Here is a 23,580-nt window from a genome sequence, read left to right as displayed (position 1 = left end):
CCCCATGGACGGATTCTGAGGTGTAGAAGTGCCACGAAACGGGCGCTCGGGGCGGGCACTACTACACCTGAGAGTGGTGCGTCCGGTCTCTGGCACCGACGGGTGACGACGACGCCGCCTCGCCACGGTCACCGTCGTGGCGTTCCCAGGCTGCGCGCCAGCCAGGCGACCCAGGCGGCGCGGCGTCGAGCGTCCGCGAGGTCCTCGTACACGAGCACACGCAGGGACCACCCCAGATCACGCAGCACCTCCAGACGGTGCATCTCGTCCTTGTAAGCGGCGTGGTTGGTGTTGTGAACCTGGCCGTTGAACTCTATGGCCACCATCCGTTCCGGCCACCCGAGATCCAGGTACCGCGTGCCATAGGGCGTGCGGACCTCAACGTTCATCTCCTGCTCGGCGAAACCTGCGGCCACCACGATCAGACGCACCAGCGTCTCCATGGGGGACCACGTGTTCGGGGCGGTGCGTGAGAGTGCGGCCCTCACGGCGCGCACCGCCCGTGCAGTAGGCGGCAACTGCTCCAGCAGGTCGCGCACGAGGTCCGGTGTGTAGGTCACGGGTACGAACCGCTGTGACGCCCGCGTGCCCTCCAGGAGACTGCGGTGGAACGGGTCGACGGCGCGCGGAACGGCGCCGCGGCTGAGGAGCGCGTCCAGGGCGGCAGTGATCGCCCAGCCAGCCATCATGTCCGCTGCGACCACCAGCGCCTCGACCGGGTCCACCAGAGGCGCAAGCCACGGGCCGAGCACGGTGGGCAGATCCAGGGACTTGCGGATACGGACTTCCGGAAACCGCGAGTGGGCCCGGGCGCCGCTCCACGAGAGGTGCACGACGGACTCCAGGTGCCGGGCCAGCAGCTCAGCGTGCGGGGGTCGCCTGCCGCGAAGCAGCGAGTTCGCCCATGCATGGCCGCGGGGGACGGGAAGGCCTAGGAGCTGCAGGGCCGTGACGCTCGTCAGACGCAACGGCTGTTGTCCTGGGGACAGGTGGTTCTGCAGCAGGACCGCTCGTTGCAGGTGCGTGGGTGGCGTCTCCGCCACGCACCAGAGCCCGTGCGCCAGGCGGTGCAGAGTGTCGGCGCGCCGGAGCACGTCCGGACGGCCCCCGACCTGCGACGTGGTGACAAGGCGGGGCAGGGGCTGGACCGGTCCTGAAGAGTTGCGCACGGGGAGCACGCTAGATGGGACCGGCACGGCAGAGCAGCACGCGAAGCAGCATGGGGAGCGCACATGCCACCTCACTGACGCTGGGGTGTAGAACTGCCACGATTGCTGCACGCAAAAAGGGCACTTCTACACCTCAGCGTGAGGGGCCGCGCGCTCGGCGCCCGTCGCACCGGACCGCGGCCCGTAGAATTGTCCGGTGACCGAGCACAGCACAGACGGCCCGCTGCTGGGGCCCGCGGAGATCAGGGAGCTCGCCGAACGGGCGGGGATCCGGCCCACCAAGACCCTGGGCCAGAACTTCGTGATCGACCCGAACACCATCCGCCGCATCGTGGCCGCCGCCCACCTGTCACCCGAGGAGCACGTCCTGGAGGTGGGGCCCGGCCTGGGGTCGCTGACGTTGGGGCTGCTGGCGGCGTCGTCGTCCGTGACCGCGGTGGAGATCGACCCGCCCCTCGCCCGGCAGCTGCCCGAGACCGTGGCCCGTTTCTACCCGGAGGCCGCGCCGCGGCTGAGCGTGGTGGAGGCCGACGCCGCCCGCGTGCGTGAGCTGCCGCGTGGCACCGAGCCCACGGCGCTCGTCGCGAACCTGCCCTACAACGTGGCCGTGCCCGTGCTGTTGCACATCCTGGAGACGTTCCCGAGCGTGCGCCACGGCCTGGTGATGGTCCAGGACGAGGTCGCGGACCGGCTCGCCGCGGGCCCCGGCTCGCGGGTCTACGGGGTGCCGTCCGTGAAGGCGTCGTGGTACGCGACCGTGAGCAAGGCCGGTGTGATCGGCAAGAACGTGTTCTGGCCCGCGCCCAAGATCGCGTCCGGGCTCGTGCGCCTGGACCGCCGCGAGCCGCCCGCCGGGGAGGAGCTGCGGGTCCCCACGTTCGCCGTGGTGGACGCGGCCTTCGCCCAGCGCCGCAAGACCCTGCGCGCGGCCCTGAGCGGTTGGGCGGGCTCCGGGGCGCGCGCCGAGCAGGTGCTGCGCGCGGCCGGGGTGGACCCGAGCGAGCGCGGTGAGAAGCTCGACGTCGCGGACTTCGCGCGGATCGCCCGGGCCGACGCCGCCGTCCCCGCCCTCGGCGCCGACGCTCCCTCCCACGCGGCGTCGCGTCCCGGGGCCGCACCGGCTCGGGGAGAGCTGGGGCCGGAGGAAGTGACGCTGCGCGAACCAGGACAGCGGGAGTCGTCGCCGGATGAATCCACGCCGGGCGGCTCGTCCCAGGGGGAGCGGCAGTGACCCACCCAGACCAGCAGCCCGCTGCACGCCCCGTTGTGACGGCGAGCGCCCCCGCCAAGACGAACCTCTCCCTGCACGTGGGCAGTCCCACCCCGGACGGCTACCACCCCTTGGAGACCCTCTTCCTCGCGCTGGACCTGCGGGAGACCGTGACCGCGACCCTGGAACCCGCTCTCGTGCGGCGGGGCAACGGGATCACCGTGAGTGTGGCGGCCGAGTCCGGTAGCGCGTACGAGCGCATGGTCGAGGACGGTTCCGCGCGCCTCTCGGACATTCCGCTGGACGGGTCGAACCTGGTGGTCCGGGCGGCGCTGGCGGTGTGCGAGGCGCTCGCCGTGCCCGTTCCCGGGATCGCCCTGAGCATCAGCAAGGCCGTGCCGGTGGCCGGCGGGATGGGCGGTGGCTCCGCGGACGCGGCGGCCGCGCTGCTCGCCGTCAACCACCTGGTAGCGGAGCACGCCGGTGTGGCGCCGCTGAGCGGTCAGGACCTGCACCGGATCGCTGCGACCCTCGGGGCGGACGTCCCCTTCATGCTGCTGGGCGGCGCGGCCATCGGCCGGGGCACGGGCACGGAACTCGAGTCCGTGCCGGCTCCCGCGCCGCTGCACCTCGTGGTCGTCCCGCAGGACCAGGGGCTGTCCACGCCCGCGGTCTACCGGCAGTGGGACGAGGCGCACACGGTGGTCAACGCGGAGGCGGCACCACACGGTGGTGCTCCGACACGTTCGGGCGTGGTTCCGGACCCCGTGCCGGCGGACGTGCTCGAGGCACTGGCCGCCGGCGACGTCGACGAGCTCGCCGCTCGCGTGCGCAACGACCTGCAGGCCCCCGCGATCCGCCTTCTGCCCGAGTTGGAAACGCTGCTCGACCACGGGGTGGAGCTCGGCGCGGTGATGGGGTGGGTCTCCGGATCGGGGCCCACCGTGTGCTTCCTCGTGCGCTCCGCGGACGCGGCCCGCCGCCTGGTCGCGGACTTCGACCGGGAGCAGCGCCGTGCGATCGCCGTCACGGGACCGGCCACCGGCGCGGGGATCACGTCGCACGAATGACTGGTGGCCCGGCGTCCCGCGGGGCAGAATCGGCTCAGCACCGCCGCGCGCCCACGGTGCCGCCGCGCGGGACGTGAACCCCGCGGCGGGTGGGCAGCGGCTCCGCCGCCGGTGAGGAGTCAGCATGGCCATCCGTCCGCAGCAGGCCCGCCCCGTCCCCGAACCGCTCGTGAGCGCCCTCGATGCGCTGCGCCGCGAGCTCGGCATCCCCGACGACTTCCCGCCCGACGTTCATTCCGCCGCAATCGCGGCTGAGGCAGCCTCCCGCTCCCACGTGGGGGACGACGACGCTGCGGAGCGGGCGGACCGCACCGACCTTGACCTCGTGACCATCGACCCCGAGGGCTCCCGCGACCTGGACCAGGCGGTGTTCGTCGAGCCGGCAGGTGACGGGTTCACGGTCTGGTACGCCATCGCGGACGTCGCCGCGTTCGTGACTCCGGGCGATCCCGTGGACCTGGAGGCGCACCGGCGCGGGCAGACCCTCTACGCGCCCCACCAGCGCACGCCGCTGCACCCGCCGGAGCTCTCGGAGGACGCCGCGAGCCTGCTGCCGGAGCAGGTGCGGCCCGCCGTGCTGTGGCGGCTCGGCCTGGACACCTCCGGTGAGCTGACGAGCACCGCCGTGACCCGCGCGCTCGTCCGCAGCCGGGCGCAGCTGAGTTACCGGGAGGTCCAGGAGAGCCTCGACGCGGGCACCGCCGGACCCGCCCTGGAGCTGCTGCGCACGGTGGGGCTGCTGAGGGAACGCCTCGAACGGCAGCGCGGGGGCGTGAGCCTGCGCATCCCCGAGCAGGAGGTGGTGGTCGAGCAGGAGCAGTGGCTCGTGGTCCACCGCAGCACCCTGCCGGTGGAGGGCTGGAACGCGCAGATTTCCCTGCTGACCGGCATCGCGGCAGCCCGCCTGATGCTCGACGCCGGGGTGGGACTGCTGCGCACGCTGCCGCCGGCCACGGAGTCCGCGATCCGTACCCTGCGCACGACGGCGCGCGCCCTGGAGATCCCCTGGCCCGCGCAGACGTCCTACCCGGAGTTCGTGCAGGGCCTCGACCCGGAGATCGGCACGCACGCCGCGATGCTGTACACGTGCACCCTGCTCTTCCGCGGGGCCGGGTACGAGGCGTTCGACGGCGCGCCTCCGCAGCAGCCGGAGCACTCGGCCCTGGCCACGCCCTACGCGCACGTCACCGCGCCCCTGCGCCGGCTCGTGGACCGCTACGGGAGCGAGGTGTGCCTCGCCGTGAGCGCGGGCCGCCCCGTGCCCGACTGGGTGCTGACCGCACTGCCGCAGCTGCCCGCGGAGATGGCCGCCTCCCACCGGACGGCCTCCGCGTACGAGCGGGGGATCGTGGACATGGTCGAGGCGCTGACCCTCGCCCTGCATGTGGGGGACGAGTTCACGGCCACCGTCGTGGCGGTCACGGACGACGCCGCCCGCGGCACCATCGTGATTCGCGACCCCGCGGTCGAGGCCCGCCTCGCGGTGCCGGGACTGCCGCTGGGCGGCACCGCGCGGGTGCGCCTCGTCGCGGTGGACGTCTCCGCCGGTCGCAGCGAGTTCGAGCTGGTGCCGGGCTCGGCTACTCCGTGATGTGCATCCGTGGCACCGGTCGGGTGAACATGCGCGTGTGCCAGAGCAGGCGGAAGACCCCCACGAGGATCCACGCGACCCCCAGTCCCACCGTGAGCGGCGCGAGGCTGGTCCAGAGCCAGGCCGTCCGGAGGAAGCCGATGGCCGGGACGACCCCGTAGAGGAGCCAGGTGGTCGCCGTCCGATTCTTCGCCCGTACGAGGTATGTGGCGATGACGCTGAGGTTCACCATGGTGAAGGCACTGAGCGCCCCGAAACTGACGATGGAGGCCACGAAGTCGACGTTCGCCACCAGGGCGCTGAGCGAGATGGCGGCCACGACGAAGACGGCGCCCACGGGGGTGCGGAACCGTGGGGAGATCGTTCCGAAGATGGCCCTTGGAAGCAGGCCGTCGCGCCCCATGGCGTAGAGGATGCGGGACACGGACGCCTGTGACGCTAGTGCGGAACCGAGGGCTCCCGTGATGTAGGCCGCGAGGAACAGTGCCGTGAGCAGGTTCCCGCCGATCCTGCCCAGCAGCGTCACGGCGGCGACGTCCGCGGCGTCGCCGGTCATGACCTCGGGTCCGGCCATGTGCGCGAACCACGCAACCAGCACGAAGAACAGCCCGCCGATCACCGTGGTCAGGATGACGGCGCGGGGGATGGAGCGCCGGGGCTCCCGAGCCTCCTCCGCCATGGTGGAAACCGCGTCGAAGCCCAGGAACGACAAGCAGAGGACGGCCGCGCCGGCTGCGATGGCGCTCATGTCGAAGCCCTGACCGATGAAGGGGTCGAGGGGCTGGACCGAGGGGTCGAAGGCCCGGGCCGCGTAGACGAAGAAGATGCCGAAGAAGACCACCTGCAGCAGGACCAGAACCACGTTGGCGCTCTTCACTGCGGCGACACCCACGATGTTCAGCACCGTCACAAGGGCCAGGGCCGTGAGGGAGAACGCCCACGCCGGGAGGCCGGGGAAACGTTCGTGGAGGTAGAGCCCGATCAGCAGGTAGTTCAGCATGGGCAGCAGGATGTAGTCGATCATCACGGTCCACCCGGTGAGGAAGCCGATGCCGCTGCCCAGCCCGACCCTCGTGTAGGCGTAAGCAGATCCTGCGGACGGCACGGCGCGTCCCATGAACGCGTAGCTGCACGCGGTGAACAGCATGGCGAGCAGCGTGAGCAGGTACGCGGTGGACAGGAAGCCGCCGGTGATTTCGTTGACGATCCCGTATGTGGTGAAGACGGTCATCGGCACCATGTACGACAGTCCGAAGAAGACCAGCGTGGGGACGCCCATGGACTTCCGGAGGGTGCTGTGGTCCGTGGCAGCAGAGGGGACGGGTGGCGTGGTCATGGATCGGCTCCTTGGGCGGGGCGGGCCTCGCGGCCGGCGGAAGTGGAGAAGTGCGTCGGTTCGGAGCGGATGGCGGAGTCATGGGTATTGACTTCGCAGTGGACTGCCCCCATATTGACCATGTGGTCAATATCACGTTCGATGAGCGTAAAAGCGGTCGGAGAACGGTGACAAGAGGGGGGTCCCACGGTGACTGACGAGCAGCAGGAGAAGTCCGCGGCGTCGCCCCGGCGTCGGCTCAGCAGCGAGCAGCGTCGGGAGCAGATCCTGAACACGGCCGAGGCCCAGGTGCTGCGGTCCGGGCTGCAGCACCTCACGCACCGCGGGATCGCCTCGGAGCTCGGTGTCACGCACGCGCTGGTGGTCCACTACGAACCGGACATGGGGGCACTGCGGGCTCGCGTGTGCGAGTCGTTGCTCCTCGCGGAGTACGACGAGACCTGCGCGAGGCTCGCCTCAGTCCCGGACGCCGTGGCCGGGGTGAGGGAACTGATTGCGCTGATGAGCCGACCGGGGCGCGAGGAGATGGCCGCCGTCTGGCTTGATGGCTGGAGCCTGGGGCGTCGCCACGGTCCCACGGCCGAGGTCATGCGCCAGATGATGGACCGGTGGCAGGGCTTCGTCGCGGAGCTGGTGTCCCGGGGGATCGCAGCGGGGGAGTTCGCGGACGTGGACGCGCAGGCCTGTGCCTGGGAGGCCATCGCTCTTCTCGACGGTCTCAACGCCCACACCCTGGTGGGCTACGGGGACAGGTCCCACTACACGGAGCGGGTGGCGGCACCTATGGAAGCCCGCCTCGGACTGCCGCACGGAACACTGGCGCTGCAGAACAGCACGCACTACGCGGCTCACTGACGAGCCATGGCACGAACACAGGAGAACAGCATGAGCACTGCAGACAACGCACCCACCGTTCCCGCATCCGTCCACGACGTCGTCGTCGTCGGGGCGGGGATCTCCGGCCTGACCGCCGCGGAGGCGCTTGTGGAGCGGGGGCTGGACGTGCGCGTCCTGGAGGCCCGGGACCGCGTGGGCGGGCGCACGGAGGGCGGCCGGTTCGCCTCCGGCACGCCCATCGAGCTCGGCGGCCAGTGGGTGGGCCCCACCCAGGACGAGGCGCTCGCCCTCGCCGCACGCCTGGGCCTGGAGACGTTCACCGTTCACGACGACGGCGTCTCCCTCCTCTTCGCGGACGGCACCCGCCGCGAGGGCTCGGACGACACCTTCGGGCTCGGCGGCGACTCCGCGGCCGCCTTCCTGGACGTCCTGCGCCTGATCGACACCACCGCCGCCGGCCTGGACCTCGAGGAGCCCTGGCACAGCCCGGACGCCGCGGCCCTGGACCGGATCACGGCTGCCGAGTGGCTGCGGGAGCACTGCCCGGACGACGCCGCCCGCCGCTTCACGGACACCATGCTCGCCTCGATCTTCGCCGCGGAGTCCGACGAGTACTCCGCGCTGCACATGCTCTTCTACCTGGGTTCCGGCGGCGGGTTGCACCGCATGATGATCACCATCGGCGGTGCGCAGGAGTCCCGGATCCTGGGCGGCACGCACCAGCTCTCGGAGGGCCTCGCGGCGAGGCTGGGCGACCGGGTGGTGCTCGGCACCGAGGTGCTGGGCGTGACCGGGTGGGATGCGGCGTCGTCGTCGGCCGAGGAGGCGGGGAACGCTGACAGCGGAACCCCGCAGGTGCTCGTCCACACCACGGACGGTGACTGCGCGGCCCGGGCGGTCGTGATCGCGCTGCCGCCCGTGATGGCCAGCCGGCTGCGCTTCGAGCCCGCGCTGCCCGCCAACCGGGACATCGCTCAGTCGCACATGACCGCGGGCAACGTGATCAAGTTCCAGGTGGAGTACGACACGCCGTTCTGGCGCGAGGAGGGGCTCAGCGGCACGGTGCTGAGCCTGGACCACCACGTATCGCTCGTCTACGACAACTGCGTGCCGGACTCGTCGCGCGGCATCCTGGTGGCCTTCGTGGAAGGCCGGCACGCCCGCGAGTTCAACGAGCTGGACGAGGCCGAGCGCGCCCGCCTGGTGCTCGCGGACCTCGCGGCGTTCTTCGGCGAGCGCGCCACGGTGCCCACGGAGCTGCTGCAGCGCAACTGGTCCGAGGAGTCGTTCACGCGCGGCTGCTACGGCGGCAGGTTCGCCACGGGGCTGTGGACCACGGTGGGGCGTGAGCTGGCGGCACCAGCCGGCGCGATCTCGTGGGCGGGCGCGGAGACAGCGGCCGTGTGGAACGGCTACATCGACGGCGCCATCCGCTCCGGGCAGCGCGCGGCACGGGAGGTCGAGGACCGACTGCGGCGGTGACGACGCCGCCGCGTCCCGGGCGCCGCTGCGGGGCCAGGACGGCGTCGTTCCCGCACCCCCGGACAATCCGTCTGTCCGCGCCTACAGTGGAAGAACCAGTGGAGAACTACGAGGAGGCACGCATGTCCGTCGTCAAGATCAACGCCATCGAGGTTCCGGAGGGTTCAGGCCAGGAGCTCGAGGCGCGTTTCGCGGCCCGCCGGCACTCGGTGGACAGCGAGCCCGGTTTCGAGGGCTTCCAGCTGCTGCGCCCGGTCGCGGGGGAGAACCGCTACTTCGTGGTGACCACGTGGGCCACGCAGGAGGACTTCGAGGCGTGGCGCGACGGCAACGCCAAGGCCGCGCACGCCGGCGGCGGGAAGAAGCCGGTGGCCACCGGTGCGTCGCTGCTGGAGTTCGAGGCCGTGGACCTGTCCCAGGCCGACTGAGCCCACACGTACCATCCAAGGAGGGCACCCACCCGTCCCTCGAACGGACGGCGCGAGCGCGCCGTCGACCGCAGAGGAGCACCCCATGACAGACACCGTTGCCGGCATCGCCGTCCCGGACACCGCACTGACCCGCGAGATCACGCAGTACATCCGGGACACGGAGGACGACCTCCTCTACCACCACTCCCGCCGGGTATTCTTCTTCGGGGCGCTCGTGGGGCAGGCCCAGGACGTGAGCGTGGACCACGAGCTGCCCTACGCGGGCGCCATGTTCCACGACCGCGGTCTCACCGAGGACCACCAGAAGTCCACGCTGCGCTTCGAGGTGGACGGCGCCAACGACGTCTTCGAGTTCCTCATGGAGCGCGGGACGTCCCGGGACCGGGCGCAGAACGCGTGGCTCGGCATCGCACTGCACACCACCCCCGGGATCCCCGAGTTCATGGCCCCGGAGGTCGCGCTCGTGAGCGCCGGTGTGGAGACGGACGTGCTCGGCATGCACTTCGACGAGGTCACGGAGCAACGGCGCCGCGCGGTCGTGGAGCTGCACCCGCGCCCGGACTTCAAGAACCGCATCCTCACGGCCTTCCACCACGGCATGGAGCACCGCCCGGGCTCCACGTTCGGCACGATGAACGCGGACGTCCTGGCCCACTTCGACCCGGAGTTCGAGCGGGACGACTTCGTGGAGATCATCAAGGGCAACGACTGGAGCGAGTGAGCCTTCCCGTCGCACCCTGTCGCGGCCCCGCACGGAACCCTCCGCGCGGGGCCGCAATTTTCGCGGGGCCCCCGTCCAGTGCATAATGAGAATCATTATTATGTCATGTCCGGCTCCCGTGGTAACCGGACACGGCACACACCAGGAGGCACCCATGGAACCGGTCGACGTCGTCGCCGTGGTGGGCAGCTGCGCCCCCGAGCGCTCGCTGTTCGCCCGCGAGCTCGCGCGGGAGACCGGCCGCATGCTCGTCCCGGCGCAGCGCGTCGGCCTCTCCCCGGACCCCGTGGCGGAGGCCGTGGCCATCGCCCCGTGGACGGCGCGACCCGCCGGCGCGCTCGTGGAGTTCCCCGAGGTCACGGACGTCGCCGAGCTGACCGCGGCCACGGCCGCACCCGGTTCACCGGTGGCCCTGACCGGGGTGCTGTGCGTCGTGGACGCCGGTCACCTGGAGGCGGATCTGCAGCGCGAGGACTGCGTGATCCATCCCGGCCAGCCGCAGCTGCCGTGGCGGCAGACGGCTCGCGCTCTGCTGGACGTCACCTCCGTGGAGTTCGCCTCCCTGGTGGTGCTCGTGAACTGGGAGCCCCTGGCGACCCGGCAGCTGTCCACGGTGATGGCGCTCGTCAACCACCTCAGCCCCCGCGCCCGCCTGCAGCTGCACCGCGCGTCCGGTGGCGCCTGGGTGGGCGGGCTGCTGCGCGACGGTGTGCGCTACGACGCCGCGCAGGAGCGGGCCGGGTGGGTGACCCTGCTCAACGACGAGCACGACCCCTACATGACGGATCCCCGGGTGGGCGCGCTGCACTACGAGAACGTGCGTCCGCTGCACCCCGAACGCCTGGCCCGGCTGCTGGACGACCGCGTGGAGAAGGGCGAGTTCGGCACGGTCCTGCGCTCCGCCGGGTTCTGCCGCTTCGCCACGCGCTCGCACGTCACGGCCCGCTGGAACCACGTGGGCCGCATGATCGCCTTCTCCCCGCTCGCGCGTGACGAGGACCTGGGGGAGCAGGACGAGCTGCTCGCCCTGGGGCAGGACCTGGGGATCATCGGTCTGGACCTGGACGTCCCGGCGCTGACGGCCGCGCTCGACGACGCCGCGCTGACGGACGACGAGCTCGCCGCGGGCCCCACGGCGTGGGCCGAGTTCCGCGATCCGTTCCCGGCGTGGCCCACGGTGGACGAGCACACGGACTGAGCACCGGCCCCGGCCCGCTGTGCGGAACCGGAGCCCTGCTCGGGGGAGCGGCTCCGCCCCCCGGGGCATCGCCCCCCGTTCGGCCGGGTCGCGCCCGGGAGAACCCGCGTGCGAAGCCGTTCGCCGTGCACCGCCCTCGTTCGAGCGGGGCGCGCTACTCCAGCGCCTCGCCGAGTTCGAGCCAGCGCAGCTCCAGCTCGTCCACCTGATCCTGCAGCTCGGTCTTCTTCGCAGAGAGCTTGCCGAGGCCTTCGAAGTCCGAGGGGTCCGCGGCGGCCATCGTGGCGTCGAGGTCCTCGATCTCGCGCTGCACCTTCTGCAGCTTGCGCTCCACGGCGCCGAGCTCCTTCTGGGCCGCGCGCGCCTGCGCACCGCCGAGCGCGGGACGCGACGCTGCGGCGTCGTCGTGCCCGGAGGTCGAGGCGCCGGACGACGACGCCCCGCCACCCGCGAGCGGGTTGGACGCGCCTGTGGAGCCGGCGGCCGAGCCCGAGGCGGAGGACGCCGAGAGCTTCAGGTACTCCTCGACCCCGCCGGGAAGGTGGCGGAAGCGGCCGTCGATCACCGCGTACTGCTGGTCCGTGACGCGTTCGAGCAGGTAGCGGTCGTGGGAGACCACGAGCAGCGTGCCGGGCCACGTGTCCAGGAGGTCTTCCATGGCCGCGAGCATGTCCGTGTCGAGGTCGTTGGACGGCTCGTCCAGGATCAGCACGTTGGGCTCGTCCAGCAGGATCAGCAGCAGCTGCAGACGCCGCTTCTGACCGCCGGAGAGGTCCTTGACCGGGGTCTTCAGCTGGGCGGAGCTGAACCCGAGCCGCTCGAGCAGCTGCGTGGGCGTCATCTCCTTGCCGTCGGTGAGGTAGGAGGTCTTCTTGCGGGCCACCACGTCCGACACGCGCTCGTCCGCGACGTCCGCGAGCTCGTCCAGCTGCTGCGTGAGCGTGGCGATCTTCACGGTCTTCCCGCGCTTGACCCGCCCCGAGCTGGGCTCGACCTCCCCTGTGACGAGCCCCAGCAGCGTGGACTTCCCGGCGCCGTTGACGCCCAGGATCCCGGTGCGCTCACCGGGGGCGATCAGCCACGTGACGTCCTGCAGCACGCGTGTGGTGCCGGAGCCGTCCGCGGCGGGGAAGGCCACCGAGACGTCCTCGATGTCCACCACGTCCTTGCCCAGGCGGGAGACCGCCATGCGGGAGAGCGAGACCGAGTCCCGGGGCGGGGGGACGTCCTCGATCAGGGTGTTGGCGGCGTCGATGCGGAACTTGGGCTTGGACGTGCGCGCCGGTGCCCCGCGGCGCAGCCACGCGAGCTCCTTGCGCATGAGGTTCTGCCGCTTCTGCTCCACCACCGCGGCCTGGCGGTCGCGCTCCACGCGCTGCAGCACGTACGCGGCGTAGCCGCCCTCGAAGGGTTCCACCATCCGGTCGTGCACCTCCCACGTGTCCGTGCACACGGCGTCCAGGAACCAGCGGTCGTGGGTCACCACGGCGAGCGCGCCGGAGTTACGCGACCACCGCGAGTTCAGGTGCTGGGCGAGCCACGTGATGCCGTCCACGTCCAGGTGGTTGGTGGGCTCGTCCAGGAAGACCACGTCCCAGTCGCCGGTGAGCAGGCTCGCGAGCGCCACGCGGCGCCGCTGCCCGCCGGAGAGCTGGCCCACGGGCGTGTCCCAGTCCACGTCCGAGACGAGCCCGGAGATCACGTCGCGCACCTTGGGGTCCGCGGCCCACACGTAGTCCGGGACGTCCCCGACGACGGCGTGGCCCACGGTCTGGTCCGGGTCCAGGGTGTCCGCCTGGTCGAGCATGCCCACGGTGGTCCCGGAGCGCACGGTCACGCGCCCGGAGTCGGGGCGGATGCGCCCGGCGAGCAGGCGCATCAGGGTGGACTTGCCGTCCCCGTTGCGTCCCACGATGCCGATCCGGTCACCCTCGTCGATCCCCACGGTGACCGCGTCGAACACGGTCTTGGTGGGGTACTCCAGATGCAAGTTTTCTCCGCCGATCAGATGAGCCACCCGCCAAGGATACAAGCGGGTGCGCCGCACCCGACCCGCCCGCGCTGCGCTCGTGGGACACTGTGTGCCATGCAGGCAACAGGGGCGGGCGCAGCACCCGCGGGAACCGTCCTGGACGAGGCGCAGGACCTCGCCGCCGCGGTGGCGCGCGTGGCCGCGCACCCGGGCCCGGCGGAGATCACGATCGGCGCGGACCGCCCCGTGGGTTCGCGCATGGGCTCCGTGGTGCGCCGCCATGCGAAGCAGCAGCTGAGCGCGGCCGGGGCCGATCCGCTGCTGCTGCGCGCCCCGGTGGCCGTGGACGACGACATCCCGGACGAGGGCGTGATCGCCGCCGTGGACGACGCCCTGGACCTGTGCCGCGGGGTGGGCGCCGGGATGCTCGTGCTCGCCCTGGGCGGGGTGGCCCACCGGGGCCGCCAGCGCCAGCGCCTCTTCTCCATGCTCGCCGCGCTCGCGGAGGCCGCCTCCGACCGCGGCGTGCGCCTGATGGTCCAGAACGCCACGGAGGTGGACGAGGTGGGCATGCTGCTCGTGCTGCTGGACCGCGAGTTCGAGCAGGGCACCCTGGAGGTGACCTCCCCGGACGTCACCTCCCTGGCGTGGGACGTCTCCCGATCGCGCGCCGCCGGGCAGTCGGACGAGGACGCCTGGGCCGTGGTCCGCAGGGCCGCCCGGAGGGCCCCCGTGCTGGTGCGGGGACTGCGCGCCGCGGACGACGACGCCCTGCTCGGGGAGCTGCCCGAGTACCGCGAGTGCCGGGCCGCCGGCAGCGTCCTGACGGTGCCGACGCCGGATTCCCAGATGATAAAGTGACCTCTCGTGTGCCCGCGGGCACACCCGTGTGTTGCACCCCGCGGGGCGCGACGCTCCGCCATGGTGTAATTGGCAGCACACCGGCCTTTGGAGCCGTGAGTCTAGGTTCGAGTCCTAGTGGCGGAACGCAAGACACAACGAGGCGCAGATGGCCCCCACCGCCTCACGAGCAACCCGAGGAGTCTGCTGCGTGAGCACCGTTGACACCGTGGAAGGTGGGGAGACCCCCGCCGCGATCATCGTCCTGGCCGCAGGCAAGGGCACCCGCATGAAGTCCAGGACGCCCAAGATCCTGCACGCGATCGGCGGACGCTCCATGGTGGGCCACGCGCTGAAGGTCGCCCGCGAGCTCGAGCCGCAGCGCGTCGTCGCCGTCGTGCGCCACCAGCGGGACCTCGTGGCCGGGCACATCGCCGAGCTGGACCCCGAGGTGCTCGTGGCGGACCAGTCGGACGTCCCCGGCACCGGTTCCGCCGTGGACGCCGGGCTCGAGGTGCTGGACGCCGAGTCGCCCGTGAGCGGCACCGTGCTCGTGACCTACGGGGACGTCCCCCTGCTCACCGCCCAGACGCTGCGCGAGTTCGTGGCCCACCACACCTCCCACGGCAACGCCGTGACCGTGCTGAGCGCGGACCACCCGGAGCCTGGCAAGTACGGCCGGATCCTGCGGGACGGCAACGGCGAGTTCACGGAGATCAAGGAGTTCAAGGACGCCACGGATGCCGAGCGCGCCGTGACCGAGGTCAACTCCGGGATCTTCGCGTTCGACGCCGCCGTGCTGCGGGACGCGCTGTCCCGCGTGGACACGGACAACGCGCAGGCGGAGAAGTACCTCACGGACGTCCCCCGCCTGGCGCGCGAGGCCGGCCACCGCGTGGACGCCCTGAAGATGGCCGACTACATGGAGCTCGAGGGCGCCAACGACCGCGTCCAGCTCGCCGCGCTGGGCCGCTACCTGAACCAGCGCACGCTCGAGGCGCACATGCGCAACGGCGTGAGCATCGTGGACCCCGCCACCACCTGGATCGACGACACCGTGGAGCTCGAGGCGGACAGCACCGTGCTGCCCGGCACCCAGCTGCACGGCGCCACCCGGGTGGGGGAGGACGCCGTCGTCGGCCCCGACACGACCCTCACGGACGTGGTCGTGGGCCGCGGCGCCACCGTGACCCGCACCCACGGCAGCGAGTCCGAGCTCAAGGCCGGCTCCAGCGTGGGCCCGTTCGCCTACCTGCGCCCCGGCACCGTGCTGGGCGAGGACGGCAAGATCGGCACGTTCGTGGAGACCAAGAAGGCCAGCATCGGCCGCGGTTCCAAGGTTCCGCACCTGTCCTACGTGGGGGACGCGACCATCGGGGAGAACTCGAACATCGGGGCGGCCTCCGTGTTCGTCAACTACGACGGCGTGGCCAAGCACCACACGACCGTGGGCAACGACGTCCGCATGGGCTCCGACAACATGTACGTGGCACCCGTGACTGTGGGCGACGGCGCCTACTCGGGGGCCGGGACCACCGTGCGCAAGGACGTCCCCGCGGGCGCGCTCGTGCTCACGGAGGGGAAGCAGGTCATCGTGGAAGGATGGGTGCAGAAGCACCGTCCCGGCACGGCGGCGGCCCGCGCGGCGGAGGCCGCCACACAGCCTGAGCGCGACGAGCACGCCTGAGTCCGGGCGCACGCCACGCGAGCAGTGATCCAGCAGGAATTCAAGGGAAGCGAGTTCACATGACCGGCATCACCAACACGGGTTCGAACCGCATGGTTCTGCTCTCGGGGCGCGCGCACCCCGAGCTGGCCGAGAACATCGCGAGCGAGCTGGGCACCGAACTGGTCCCCACGGACGCGTACGACTTCGCCAACGGTGAGACCTACGTGCGCTTCGGCGAGTCGGTGCGCGGCGCGGACGCGTTCCTGATCCAGTCCCACCCGGCCCCCATCAACCAGTGGCTGATGGAGCAGCTGATCATGATCGACTCGCTCAAGCGCGCCTCCGCGAAGTCCATCACCGTGGTCAGCCCGTTCTACCCGTACGCCCGCCAGGACAAGAAGCACCGCGGCCGCGAGCCCATCTCCGCCCGCCTGATCGCGGACCTGTACAAGACCGCGGGCGCGGACCGCCTGATGTCCGTGGACCTGCACACCGCGCAGATCCAGGGCTTCTTCGACGGCCCGCTGGACCACCTCATGGCTATCCCGCTGCTCAGCGACTACGTGCGCTCCGTGGTGGACGTGGACAACGTGACCGTGGTGTCCCCGGACACCGGCCGCGTGCGCGTGGCCGAGCAGTGGGCCGAGCGCCTGGGCGGTGCCCCGCTCGCGTTCGTGCACAAGACCCGTGACATCACCGTGCCCAACCAGGCGGTCTCCAAGGAGGTCGTGGGCAACATCCAGGGCCGCACGTGCGTGCTCATCGACGACATGATCGACACCGGCGGAACCATCACCGGGGCGGTGCAGGTGCTCAAGAACCAGGGCGCCACCAATGTGATCATCGCCGCGACCCACGCCGTGTTCTCCCACCCCGCCGTGGAGCGCCTCGCGAACTGCGGCGCGGACGAGGTCGTGGTCACGGACACCCTGCCCGTGCCGCAGGAGCACACCTTCGAGAACCTCACGGTCCTCTCGATCGCCCCGCTGATCGCCCGCGCCATCCAGGAGGTCTTCGAGGACGGCTCCGTGACGAGCCTCTTCAACGGCCACTCCTGAGCCGCCCGGCGCGGTGCACCGCGCCGACCGTGGCGCGTGAACCCGCAGGCCGGACGCCTCCCAGTCGCAGAAGTGCCCAGATCCCGTGACGGGACCTGGGCACTTCTGCACTTCCGGGTGCGGCCCGAACGACGGACGGCGGGCGACCCTGGGAGGGGACCGCCCGCCGTCGTGCGCGCCGTGGTGGCGCCAGAGCGGATCAGATCCGGATCACAGCTTGACCACCCGGGTCGCGCCGTTGGCGGTGTTGTAGCCGATCATGTAGCCCTTGGAGAACTGCTGGCGCACCTCGGTGCCCGCGCGGTACTCGTCCGTGGTCGGGAAGCCGTAGCCGTTCTCCATGCCGTCGCGTGCCCAGCGCTGGCCGATCGCGCCGAACTCCTTGATGGCGTGGGAACCCGTGCGGCTGCTCCACATCACCTTGGTGTCCTTGCCCGCGGTGGTGCGGAACACCTGGAACGCCCCGCCGGAGGCGTTGCGCTCCTGGTTGATGGGGAAGCCGTAGCCACGCTCGCGCCCGGCGGAGAGGAACTTCTGGCCGATGCTGGTGGTGTTGCGCAGCATGTGCCCGCCGGTGCGGGGGTGCCAGTAGCCGGTGGACTTCACGCCGTTCTTCACGAACTCCTGGTAGCGCCCGCCGTAGGCCGCGTTGCCCTCGCCCGTCACCGGGTCGCCCCAGACGCCGGCGCCGCCGGTCGCACGGTAGACGGTGCCGATGCCGCCGCCCACCGAGTACCCGGAGGCCCGCCCGCCCAACGGCTTGTAGGTGCTCGAGGACGCCAGGGAGGCGTACTGCGCCCAGGACCCGCCGTACACGTTGGAGTCACCGGAGAACGGGCCGTTGTCCGTGAACTGCCACAGGTCGTGGGAGGACCACCCGTTGGGGAAGGACTGGGGGTAGGCCACACCGTAGGACGCAAGGTGCAGGGGGTGGTTGTTGAACTGGGACGTGTTGCCCGTGCACGTGGTCCACCAGTCGGTGGTCGTGTAGATCGCGGGCAGTCGACCGGTGCGCTGCTTGTAGCGGTCCGAGAAGGACTTGATCCACGAGTTCATCTGCCCCTGGGACATGTTGTAGCACGTGTTGCCCAGGGAGGCGTACGGGTTGTACTCGATGTCCAGCAGGCCGGGCAGGGTGCGGCCGTCCGCGGACCAGCCGCCGCCGTTGTTGACGAAGAAGTCCGCCTGCTGGGCGCCCGAGGACTGGCTGGGCAGTGCGAAGTGGTAGCCGCCGCGGTTCATGCCCACGGCGTAAGACCCGGTGTACTGGTCGTTGAACGCCTCGGAACGGTAGTTGATGCCCTCGGTCGTCTTGACGTACGCGAAGCGAGCGCCGGCGTTGTACTCCGCGCTCCAGTTGATGGCGGGCTGCCAGCCGGACACGTCCATGCCGGCGATCCCTGCCGGACGCCACGTGGACGCCTGGATCACGAGGGACATCGAGCCCGCGGGCCCCACGGAAGTGGCACCGGCGGCCTTTGCGGAGGCGCTCGAGGACGACGCCGCGCTCGGGCTGGCGGAGGCCGCGCCCGGCTTCTTCGTGGTGCCGGAGCCGGTGGGCTCCTCGCCCAGGACGGTGTCGGCGACCTTGTCGAGCTCCTTCTCCGAGGCCTTGGACACGCGGGTGGTGTCCTCCATGGACTTCATCTTCTGGCCCATGGTCGCGCCGGGGTTCTTGTCCCCGGTCTTCGGCGGGGCCGCCGGGAGCTTCGGGTCCTCGACCACGGTCTGGAGCTCCTTGGTCTCGACGGAGACCACGTCACCCTTGTCCGGGTTGAGGTTCTGGTGGGGTTCGTCCGCCGCAACGGCGGGCACGAAGGTGGAAAGTGCCAGCACGGCCGCGGTCACGGCGGCGGGCAGCACGGATCGTTTGGGGGGGATCATACGTAGAGCCTTTACTGCGTGGGGGAAAGCCACTCGAAGGGGGGAAGTGGAGTGACCCGGGGGGACGCACTAGAAAGTGTAAATGTTCCCTGGGAAAAGTGAAGTATCCCGGGCAGGCTCGGTGGATAACGGGCTGATTTCGGGACGGAAAAGTTTCGATTTCCGAGGACGACGACGCCCCCGTCCGCACCGGCCCCACAATGTGAGGAGGGTGTACGACGGGGGCGTGCGAAGTGGGCCCGCGTGCCGCTAGTAGGCGCCGTCCGAGGCGAAGACCGCGCGCACCGTGCGCAGCATGATGATCATGTCCTGCAGCGGGGACCAGTTCTCCACGTAGTAGAGGTCCAGGCGCACGCTCTGGTTCCAGTCTAGGTCCGAGCGTCCCGAGACCTGCCACAGCCCGGTGATCCCGGGGCGCACGCGCAGGCGCCGGTAGACGTGCTGCTCGTACTTGTCCACCTCGCTGGCCAGCGGGGGTCGCGGCCCCACGAGGGACATGGTGCCGTTGAGCACGTTGATGAACTGCGGCAGCTCGTCCAGGCTGTAGCGGCGCATCCACTTGCCGGGCTTGGTCACGCGGGGGTCGTCCTTCATCTTGAACAGCACACCGCCCTCCGACTCGTTGGCGGCGACCAGCGCGGCCTTGCGCTCCTCCGCGTCCACGTACATGGAGCGGAACTTGAGCATCCGGAACCGGGTGCCGTCGATCCCCACGCGCTCCTGCGCGAAGAAGGCGGGCCCGCCGTCGTGTGCCTTGACCAGGATGCCCAGCACGATCATCACGGGGGAGAGCAGGACCAGGGCGGTCAGGGAGCCCACGATGTCGATCAGCCGCTTGACGAGCTTCTTGGCGCGCGTGAAGCGCGGCGTGGCCACGTGGATCAGCGGCAGGCCGGCGACCTGCTGCGTGTGGATGCGGGGCCCGGCGATGTCGGTGAGGCCGGTGTTCATCACCAGGCGGATCCGCTCGTCCGCGAGCGCCCAGCCCAGGTGCCGGATTTCGGTGGTGCTCAGCGGCACCGCGGAGGCCATCACCAGGGTCTCGACGTCGTGCTCGCGGCACGCCTGCACGATGCCCGCCACGCTCGGCCGGTCGGAGGGGGCCAGCGCGTTCTCCGGTAGCCGCACGGACTCCAGCGAGGCGGGCAGCCGGTGGTGGGAGGTGGGCATGTAGACGACCACGGAGTCGAAGCCGGCGTCCGGGCGCTCCTGCAGCTCGCCCACGAGCTCAACGGCTCCGGGGAAGCGGCCCACGACCATGGTGCGGGACATGTTCTGGCCCCTGGCCCGGCGCAGGATCAGCTGCCGGCGGGCCCACATGCGCCCGGCGAGCAGCGCGAGCGTGCCCAGCGGCAGCGCGATCAGGATGTACCCGCGGGCGGTCGGCACGTTGGACGCGTAGGACGCGATGGCGATCGCCGCGAAGAGCGTGAGCGAGGCGGTGACGAGCTGCTTGGCCTCCTCCGCGCCGTTGCCGATCAGGCGGACCTCGCGCGTGCCGCGCAGCTCGAGCCAGCTCCACCACACGACGGCGAGCAGCAGGCCCACGAGCCAGTACGGGACGGGCAGCAGCGTGTCGAGCTGCAGCAGCCCTTGCAGCCACCCGAACCGCAGCACCTGGGCGGCGACCAGCGCCACCACCAGGGACACGGCGTCGTAGATCCGCAGCTTCTGCTGGTAGCTGTGCCGCCACGAGACGTGCCGGTGTTTTTGACGTGCTTGTTGGAACACGGTCGACGAACCTTCCCCCCAGAACCGTTCGACGGCGAGACGCCCCACGCGCTCGCTCGGATGCGGCGACCGAGTCAGAGGCGGTCCCCGCACCACGGCGTTCATCTCCCCCGAGATTTACGCCCGTTAATCACCGAATATACCCTCCCACCAGGGCCGATAGGCGCAGATTGCATGAATCGGTACTGATTTGTGGACATGTGACGAAGGCTTCCGGCCCCGTTCGTGGCCCCCTTGGGGGTCAACCACCACCGTCGGGTGGACGAACCGCGGGCGGCGTCGTCGTGGTAGCCTGGCTGGCGTTGCCAAGGCGAGGGGGCGCAATTCTGCCCCGTTATCGACGACGGCCTGTGGATCCCGATCCGCCACCCCCGGTGAACACTCCCGGCGGGTGGGCGAGTGGGGTGCCGCACCACGTCGGTCGGAAGTCGTCCGCGAGGCGAGGTGCGGGAGCGCCGAGCTGCTCGGACGGTCCGAGGTGACCATCCGGACCCACGATCGAAGGAGACCCACCATGGTGGACGTCATCACCATCCCCGCAACCCTGCGCACCGAGTTCGGCAAGGGCTACGCCCGCCGCCTGCGCGCCAACGACCAGATCCCCGCCGTGATCTACGGCCACGGTGCCGAGCCGCTGCACGTGGTCCTGCCGGGCCACGAGATGATGCTCGCGTCCCGCAACCCGAACGCCGTGCTCGAGATCGACGTGGACGGCGAGGGCCACCTGGCCATGATCAAGGAGGTGCAGCGCCACGCGGTGCGCCCGGAGATCCTGCACATCGACCTGCTGACCGTGCGCCGCGGCGAGCGCGTCGAGGTCGAGGTGCCCCTGACCGTCGAGGGCGAGGTCGCCCCGACCGCCGTGCACAACCTCGAGGAGAACGTCCTGCTGGTCGAGGCGGACGCCCTCAAGGTGCCCGAGCACTTCGTGGTGGACATCGAGGGCCGCGAGGCCGGCGAGCACATCCACGCCTCGGACGTCGTGCTGCCCTCCGGCGTCACGCTGGTCTCCGACCCCGAGCTGCTGGTCGTCCACGTCTCCGAGCCGGTCGAGCAGGACCTGGGCGAGGAGCCCGAGACCGAGGACGAGGCCGCCGAGGGCGAGCAGGCCGAGGAGAGCTCCGAGGAGCAGTCCGAGGACGGCGAGTAAGCTCGCACACCCCTCGCCGCTCCCGGACGGGTGCGGCACCCCGCGCGGCGGCAGGCACACGGTGTCTGCCGCCGCGCGGCGTTGAGAGGCCCCGTGGCCGTGCCGCAGTGGAGCGGCCGACGCCGCGCAGGAGCCGGCGCGGGCGGTCGGCCCGGGATACCGGCGGGCACCACGACATGCGATGAGAAGGAGCACGAGATGACGGAGCGCACCCTGGTGGTGGGGCTGGGCAATCCCGGGGACACGTACGCGGGGACGCGCCACAACATCGGCGCGATGGTCGTGGCGGAGCTCGCCGACCGGGCGGGGGAGAAACTGTCTGCTCACAGGGCGCGTGCCGCCGTGGCGGAGACCAGGATGCGCCCCGGCGCGCCCCGGCTGGTCCTGGCGCAGCCCCTGAGCTTCATGAACGTCTCGGGCGGACCGGTCAGCGCACTCGCCAAGTACTACTCGCTGGGCCTCGAGGACCTCGTGGTGGTGCACGACGACGTCGACCTCCCGTTCGGCGCCGTCAAGCTCAAGCGTGGCGGCGGTGAGGGCGGGCACAACGGTCTGCGGGACATCACCAAGGGCATGGGCGGCAGGGACTACGTGCGGGTGCGCGTGGGGGTGGGCCGGCCCCCGGGTCGCATGGACACCGCCGACTACGTGCTCAAGCGGTTCTCCGGATCCCAGGCCAAGGAGCTGCCGCTGCTCGTCTCCGACGCCGCGGACGCCGTGGAGATGTACACCGAACGGGGTCTCACGGAGGCGCAGCAGCACTTCCACGCGCGCAATCCGGCCTGAGGCCGCCCCGCGAACGGGCAGAGGACGGGAACGGGCCCGGCACCGAGGTGCCGGGCCCGTTGCCACGGGTGCCGTGCCGCGCGGGCACGACCGCGGGCTCAGTCGAGGGTGTCCGGGTCCTCACCGGCCGCGCGCATCTTCTTGTACTTGGCGTTGCGCGGAGCCACCAGTGCGGCACCGATCAGCGCGGCCAGGAACGAGCCGCACAGGATGCCCACCTTGGCGTGGTCGCTGTGCGGGCTGCCCTCGCCGAAGCTCAGCTCCGCGACCAGCAGGGACACCGTGAAGCCGATGCCGGCCACGAACGTCATGCCGAACATGTCGAACCACGTGTAGTCCTTGTCCTTCTCCGCGGACGTGAAGCGGTCCATGAGCCACGAGGCCCCGAAGATGCCGATGGGCTTGCCGAGCACCAGGCCCGCGACGATGCCCAGGGACACCGGGTCCATGGCGGCGTCCTTGATGCCGCTCAGACCGCCCACGGCCACACCGGCCGAGAAGAAGGCGAAGACGGGGATGACGATCCCGTTGGACAGCGGGCGGAAGCGGTGCTCGAGCGTGGGGGCGAGACCCATGCGGGGGTCCTCCTCACGGATCACCCGCGGCTCCTGCTTCAGGACGGGGACCATGAAGCCCAGCAGCACACCGGCGATGGTCGCGTGGATCCCGGACTCGTACACGAGCCACCAGGTGACGAGGCCGATGGGCAGCAGGATGACCCACGCGGCCCACTTCTTGTGCATGAACCACGCCATGTACTTGTGGGTGAGGAACCAGAAGAGGGCCAGCAGCACCGCTGCGCCACCCAGGAAGCCGACCTTGACGCTCTCCGTGTAGACAAACGCGATGATGAGGATCGCGATCAGGTCGTCCACGACCGCCAGCGTCAGCAGGAACGTGCGCATGGCCACGGGCAGGGACGAGCCCACGACCGCCAGCACGGACACGGCGAACGCGATGTCCGTGGCGGTGGGGACGGCCCAGCCGTGCAGCGCGCTCGCCTCACCGCCGGAGGCGAGGTTCACCCCCAGGAAGATCAGTGCCGGCACGAGCACACCACCGGCGGCGGCCACCACGGGCAGGATGGCCTTGCGGATGTTGTGCAGCTCGCCGTCGACGAACTCCGTCTTCAGCTCCAGGCCCGTGAGGAAGAAGAACAGGGCGAGCAGCCCGTCCGCGGACCAGTGCGCCACGGTGTGCTGCAGGCCGGTCAGGGGCGGCCCCACCTCGGCGTCGCGCACCCCGAAGTAGAACTCGCTCCAGGGGGAGTTGGCCAGCACCAGGGCCAGCAGCATGGCGATCAGCAGGAAGAGGCCGCCGGTCGTGTCCCGGCGCAGGAAGGCGGTGATGGAACTGCCGGGCCCCGAGGGCGTCTGCGTGTCCGTACTCAAGAGATAAAGCTCCCGTCGCGTGGCCCGCGTGCGGACCGCGATCGTCGTGTCGAG

General features: G+C 71.0%; 19 protein-coding genes and 1 tRNA gene. 14 read left to right on the top strand and 6 right to left on the bottom strand.

The window, feature by feature from the left end:
• Nucleotides 1-128: 128 nt before the first annotated feature.
• Entirely contained in the window at nucleotides 129-1,169 is a 1,041-nt protein-coding gene (locus tag KVA01_RS02335; RefSeq protein ID WP_141268785.1) for a hypothetical protein, read from the bottom strand.
• A 196-nt stretch (nucleotides 1,170-1,365) separates the two neighbouring features.
• Here KVA01_RS02335 and rsmA point away from each other — a divergent pair, with 196 nt between their 5' ends.
• The 3 genes from rsmA to KVA01_RS02320 all read left to right on the top strand — a co-directional run bounded on the left by rsmA (nucleotide 1,366) and on the right by KVA01_RS02320 (nucleotide 5,040).
• Nucleotides 1,366-2,400: a 16S rRNA (adenine(1518)-N(6)/adenine(1519)-N(6))-dimethyltransferase RsmA gene (gene rsmA, locus KVA01_RS02330; protein WP_233438729.1), complete on the top strand. Its 1,035-nt coding sequence runs from the start codon at nucleotides 1,366-1,368 to the stop codon at nucleotides 2,398-2,400.
• Nucleotides 2,397-3,449 carry a 4-(cytidine 5'-diphospho)-2-C-methyl-D-erythritol kinase gene (locus KVA01_RS02325; RefSeq protein WP_141268783.1) on the top strand — a complete coding sequence of 351 codons (1,053 nt, stop codon included), beginning with the start codon at nucleotides 2,397-2,399 and terminating at the stop codon, nucleotides 3,447-3,449. Before rsmA ends, KVA01_RS02325 begins: the two co-directional genes overlap by 4 nt.
• A gap of 124 nt (nucleotides 3,450-3,573) precedes the next feature.
• Nucleotides 3,574-5,040, top strand: coding sequence for an RNB domain-containing ribonuclease (locus tag KVA01_RS02320; RefSeq protein WP_141268781.1), 1,467 nt, complete (start codon nucleotides 3,574-3,576; stop codon nucleotides 5,038-5,040).
• On the opposite strand, the gene KVA01_RS02315 is transcribed toward KVA01_RS02320, so the two are convergent.
• Nucleotides 5,030-6,376, bottom strand: coding sequence for an APC family permease (locus KVA01_RS02315; RefSeq protein WP_141268779.1), 1,347 nt, complete (start codon nucleotides 6,374-6,376; stop codon nucleotides 5,030-5,032). The genes KVA01_RS02320 and KVA01_RS02315 overlap by 11 nt on opposite strands.
• A 189-nt stretch (nucleotides 6,377-6,565) precedes the next feature.
• Between KVA01_RS02315 and KVA01_RS02310 the strand changes: the two genes are divergently transcribed.
• From KVA01_RS02310 to KVA01_RS02290, 5 genes are all read left to right on the top strand, one after another.
• Nucleotides 6,566-7,231 carry a TetR/AcrR family transcriptional regulator gene (locus KVA01_RS02310; protein WP_141268777.1) on the top strand — a complete coding sequence of 222 codons (666 nt, stop codon included), beginning with the start codon at nucleotides 6,566-6,568 and terminating at the stop codon, nucleotides 7,229-7,231.
• A gap of 30 nt (nucleotides 7,232-7,261) precedes the next feature.
• On the top strand, nucleotides 7,262-8,695 hold the full coding sequence (locus tag KVA01_RS02305) for a flavin monoamine oxidase family protein (protein ID WP_233438728.1): 1,434 nt from the start codon (nucleotides 7,262-7,264) through the stop codon (nucleotides 8,693-8,695).
• A gap of 122 nt (nucleotides 8,696-8,817) precedes the next feature.
• A complete protein-coding gene (locus tag KVA01_RS02300; protein WP_068470178.1) occupies nucleotides 8,818-9,123 on the top strand; it encodes an antibiotic biosynthesis monooxygenase family protein in 306 nt (101 codons plus the stop codon).
• 85 nt (nucleotides 9,124-9,208) lie between these two features.
• On the top strand, nucleotides 9,209-9,847 hold the full coding sequence (locus KVA01_RS02295) for an HD domain-containing protein (RefSeq protein WP_141268773.1): 639 nt from the start codon (nucleotides 9,209-9,211) through the stop codon (nucleotides 9,845-9,847).
• Between the two features lie 154 nt (nucleotides 9,848-10,001).
• Nucleotides 10,002-11,045, top strand: coding sequence for a GTP-binding protein (locus KVA01_RS02290; RefSeq protein ID WP_141268771.1), 1,044 nt, complete (start codon nucleotides 10,002-10,004; stop codon nucleotides 11,043-11,045).
• A gap of 154 nt (nucleotides 11,046-11,199) precedes the next feature.
• Here the strand turns inward: KVA01_RS02290 and KVA01_RS02285 are convergent, their stop codons facing one another.
• Nucleotides 11,200-13,062 carry an ABC-F family ATP-binding cassette domain-containing protein gene (locus tag KVA01_RS02285; RefSeq protein ID WP_141268769.1) on the bottom strand — a complete coding sequence of 621 codons (1,863 nt, stop codon included), beginning with the start codon at nucleotides 13,060-13,062 and terminating at the stop codon, nucleotides 11,200-11,202.
• Between the two features lie 69 nt (nucleotides 13,063-13,131).
• Between KVA01_RS02285 and KVA01_RS02280 the strand changes: the two genes are divergently transcribed.
• The 4 genes from KVA01_RS02280 (at nucleotide 13,132) to KVA01_RS02265 (ending at nucleotide 16,584) form a co-directional block, all read left to right on the top strand.
• Nucleotides 13,132-13,878, top strand: coding sequence for an apurinic/apyrimidinic endonuclease family protein (locus KVA01_RS02280; RefSeq protein WP_141268767.1), 747 nt, complete (start codon nucleotides 13,132-13,134; stop codon nucleotides 13,876-13,878).
• Nucleotides 13,879-13,932: 54 nt separating this feature from the next.
• Nucleotides 13,933-14,004 (top strand) — tRNA-Gln (locus tag KVA01_RS02275).
• Nucleotides 14,005-14,068: 64 nt separating this feature from the next.
• Nucleotides 14,069-15,544 carry a bifunctional UDP-N-acetylglucosamine diphosphorylase/glucosamine-1-phosphate N-acetyltransferase GlmU gene (glmU, locus tag KVA01_RS02270; protein ID WP_371858564.1) on the top strand — a complete coding sequence of 492 codons (1,476 nt, stop codon included), beginning with the start codon at nucleotides 14,069-14,071 and terminating at the stop codon, nucleotides 15,542-15,544.
• A gap of 59 nt (nucleotides 15,545-15,603) precedes the next feature.
• Entirely contained in the window at nucleotides 15,604-16,584 is a 981-nt protein-coding gene (locus KVA01_RS02265) for a ribose-phosphate diphosphokinase (protein WP_068470111.1), read from the top strand.
• Between the two features lie 210 nt (nucleotides 16,585-16,794).
• On the opposite strand, the gene KVA01_RS02260 is transcribed toward KVA01_RS02265, so the two are convergent.
• A complete protein-coding gene (locus tag KVA01_RS02260; protein ID WP_141268763.1) occupies nucleotides 16,795-18,468 on the bottom strand; it encodes a GH25 family lysozyme in 1,674 nt (557 codons plus the stop codon).
• Nucleotides 18,469-18,717: 249 nt separating this feature from the next.
• Nucleotides 18,718-20,199 carry a sugar transferase gene (locus KVA01_RS02255; RefSeq protein WP_233438727.1) on the bottom strand — a complete coding sequence of 494 codons (1,482 nt, stop codon included), beginning with the start codon at nucleotides 20,197-20,199 and terminating at the stop codon, nucleotides 18,718-18,720.
• A 514-nt stretch (nucleotides 20,200-20,713) separates the two neighbouring features.
• On the opposite strand from KVA01_RS02255, the gene KVA01_RS02250 reads away from it, so the two are divergent.
• Both KVA01_RS02250 and pth read left to right on the top strand, forming a co-directional pair.
• Nucleotides 20,714-21,349, top strand: coding sequence for a 50S ribosomal protein L25/general stress protein Ctc (locus KVA01_RS02250; protein WP_141268759.1), 636 nt, complete (start codon nucleotides 20,714-20,716; stop codon nucleotides 21,347-21,349).
• Nucleotides 21,350-21,547: 198 nt separating this feature from the next.
• Nucleotides 21,548-22,135 (top strand): aminoacyl-tRNA hydrolase, encoded by a 588-nt coding sequence (gene pth, locus KVA01_RS02245; protein ID WP_068470119.1) that lies wholly within the window; start codon nucleotides 21,548-21,550, stop codon nucleotides 22,133-22,135.
• A gap of 98 nt (nucleotides 22,136-22,233) precedes the next feature.
• Here pth and nhaA read toward each other — a convergent pair whose 3' ends face one another.
• Nucleotides 22,234-23,526, bottom strand: a complete 1,293-nt coding sequence (gene nhaA / locus KVA01_RS02240; RefSeq protein ID WP_141268757.1) for a Na+/H+ antiporter NhaA — start codon at nucleotides 23,524-23,526, stop codon at nucleotides 22,234-22,236.
• Between the last annotated feature and the right edge of the window lie 54 nt (nucleotides 23,527-23,580).

Origin of the sequence: Kocuria varians, assembly GCF_006539885.1 — a bacterium.
GTDB lineage: Bacteria > Actinomycetota > Actinomycetes > Actinomycetales > Micrococcaceae > Kocuria > Kocuria varians.
Note: the sequence above shows the minus strand (reverse complement) of the source record. Positions and strands in the feature narration are given on the sequence as shown.

Bases quoted from the DNA above. Each gene is read 5' to 3' on its own strand.
- KVA01_RS02320 (WP_141268781.1), top strand. From the start codon at position 3,574: ATGGCCATCCGTCCGCAGCAGGCCCGCCCCGTCCCCGAACCGCTCGTG.
- KVA01_RS02315 (WP_141268779.1), bottom strand. From the start codon at position 6,376: ATGACCACGCCACCCGTCCCCTCTGCTGCCACGGACCACAGCACCCTC.
- KVA01_RS02305 (WP_233438728.1), top strand. From the start codon at position 7,262: ATGAGCACTGCAGACAACGCACCCACCGTTCCCGCATCCGTCCACGAC.
- KVA01_RS02300 (WP_068470178.1), top strand. From the start codon at position 8,818: ATGTCCGTCGTCAAGATCAACGCCATCGAGGTTCCGGAGGGTTCAGGC.
- KVA01_RS02295 (WP_141268773.1), top strand. From the start codon at position 9,209: ATGACAGACACCGTTGCCGGCATCGCCGTCCCGGACACCGCACTGACC.
- KVA01_RS02290 (WP_141268771.1), top strand. From the start codon at position 10,002: ATGGAACCGGTCGACGTCGTCGCCGTGGTGGGCAGCTGCGCCCCCGAG.
- KVA01_RS02280 (WP_141268767.1), top strand. From the start codon at position 13,132: ATGCAGGCAACAGGGGCGGGCGCAGCACCCGCGGGAACCGTCCTGGAC.
- KVA01_RS02265 (WP_068470111.1), top strand. From the start codon at position 15,604: ATGACCGGCATCACCAACACGGGTTCGAACCGCATGGTTCTGCTCTCG.
- KVA01_RS02260 (WP_141268763.1), bottom strand. From the start codon at position 18,468: ATGATCCCCCCCAAACGATCCGTGCTGCCCGCCGCCGTGACCGCGGCC.
- KVA01_RS02250 (WP_141268759.1), top strand. From the start codon at position 20,714: ATGGTGGACGTCATCACCATCCCCGCAACCCTGCGCACCGAGTTCGGC.
- pth (WP_068470119.1), top strand. From the start codon at position 21,548: ATGACGGAGCGCACCCTGGTGGTGGGGCTGGGCAATCCCGGGGACACG.